Source organism: Kitasatospora sp. NPDC007106 (genome assembly GCF_040634455.1).
In the GTDB taxonomy this organism is placed as follows: domain Bacteria; phylum Actinomycetota; class Actinomycetes; order Streptomycetales; family Streptomycetaceae; genus Kitasatospora; species Kitasatospora arboriphila.
In genome coordinates this window covers 1-1,091 of record NZ_JBEYFP010001428.1, presented here as the reverse complement: position 1 = coordinate 1,091, position 1,091 = coordinate 1, and the positions used below count along the sequence as shown (strand labels likewise).

Sequence of the window (1,091 nt, the reverse complement as noted above, 5' to 3'; positions counted from 1 at the left end):
GGTCGGGGTCTGTCTGGACACCTGCCACGCCTTCGCCGCCGGGCACGACCTGGCCGCCCCGGGCGGGACGGCGGCCATGCTGGCCGAGCTGACGGACGCGGTCGGACCGGGCCGGCTGAAGCTCGTCCACGCCAACGACTCCGAGGACGTGCTCGGCGCCCGCAAGGACCGGCACGCCAACATCGGGGCGGGCCACATCGGGGCGGACGCCTTCGGCGAACTGCTCGCCCACCCGGACACCGCGGGCGTCCCGCTGATCATCGAGACCCCGGACGGCCGGCACGACCCCGACCGGGTCGAGGGCGCCCGGCACGGCCAGGACATCCGCCGGCTCAAGGAGCTGCGCGCGGCCGCGGGCGCACCGGCCCTCACGGGCGTTCCGGCATGAGCGACGCAGGGCCGGCAGCCGCGCAGGACGTGCAGCGGGACGACCAAAAAACCGAACGGGACCGCCGGACCGGCCGGCTGCGGCCGGTGCTGCTGGTGCTGGTGCTCGCGGCGGCGGCCGCCTCGCTGCTGCTGTGGAGCCCGGTCGACGCGCTGGGCGGCGGGCACGGGCCCTGGCGGCTGCCGATCGCGCTGGCGGTGTACACCCTGGGCACGCTGGCCTTCGTCCCGAAGCCGGCGCTCAACGCGGCCGCCGGGCTGCTGCTGGGCACGGCGGTGGGCCTGCCGCTCGCGGTCGCCGGGACGACCCTGGGCGCGGCCGCGGCGTTCTGGCTCGGTCGCACCCTCGGCCGGGACGCGCTCCGCCCGCTGCTGCGCGCCCGGGCGGCGGCCGCGGTCGACCGGCGGCTGACCGAGCAGGGCTTCCGCAGCGTGCTGCTGCTGCGACTGGTGCCGGGCGTGCCGTTCCAGCCCGCCAACTACGCCTGCGCGCTCTCCGGTGTGCGCCCGGCGCCCTACCTCGCGGCGACCGCCCTCGGGGTGCTTCCGGGCACCGCGGCCTCGGTGGTGGCCGGTGCGAGCGCCTCCTCGCCGACCTCGCCGGCCTTCCTGCTGTCCACCGGGGCGGTCGTGCTGATGACGGCGGTGAGCGGGGTCTCACTGCTCCGCGCCCGCCGGGCGGCCGCCGCGGGCTGATCCGCGGG

The 1,091-nt window shown here is 78.1% G+C and carries 2 protein-coding genes; both read left to right on the top strand.

The window, feature by feature from the left end:
• The coding region (locus tag ABZ641_RS39020; RefSeq protein ID WP_359989461.1) for a TIM barrel protein at positions 1–388 on the top strand (388 nt) is incomplete at its 5' end.
• Entirely contained in the window at positions 385–1,083 is a 699-nt protein-coding gene (locus ABZ641_RS39015; protein WP_359989459.1) for a VTT domain-containing protein, read from the top strand. The genes ABZ641_RS39020 and ABZ641_RS39015, both read left to right, overlap by 4 nt.
• Positions 1,084–1,091: the final 8 nt, after the last annotated feature.

Bases quoted from the DNA above. Each gene is read 5' to 3' on its own strand.
- ABZ641_RS39015 (WP_359989459.1), top strand. From the start codon at position 385: ATGAGCGACGCAGGGCCGGCAGCCGCGCAGGACGTGCAGCGGGACGAC.